This window comes from Pseudomonas sp. K5002 (genome assembly GCF_013386655.1).
Taxonomy (GTDB): domain Bacteria; phylum Pseudomonadota; class Gammaproteobacteria; order Pseudomonadales; family Pseudomonadaceae; genus Aquipseudomonas.
In genome coordinates, this window is record NZ_JACARK010001770.1 from 1 (window position 1) to 380 (window position 380).

Sequence of the window (380 nt, forward strand, 5' to 3'; positions counted from 1 at the left end):
GCAAAATCGCCGGCTGCCAGCGTGCACGCCACCACAAACCGAAGCCCAGCAGGGTGGTGCAGGCCAGGATCAGGCTGGTCAGTTGCCAGATCCACAGGCTGTCGTTGTCCGGCGCGGTGATCACGGTCGGGCTGGCCGGCGTGTCCACGATCAGGCTCGGGTTGGTCGCCACCTGCAGGGTGCGCGCCGGCAGGCTGGTGCGTTCCAGATGGTCTTCGTGGGTGTTCCACCACACCACTTCCACCGCCGGCAGTTCAAGCGCGCCAACGCGGTTGGGCACCAGCGCTTCGCGGTCTTCACGGCTGCCGATCAGGCCACGGTCGTTGTTCTGGTTGCTCAGCACCGGCTGGTCCGGGTAGCGGCGCAGGCCAGGGATGTCG

Annotated in this window: 1 pseudogene; it reads right to left on the reverse strand. The window is 67.4% G+C overall.

Features of this window, described 5'->3' with window-relative positions:
• Nucleotides 1–380, reverse strand: a pseudogene (locus HX846_RS39190) (BatD family protein); the annotation flags it as partial.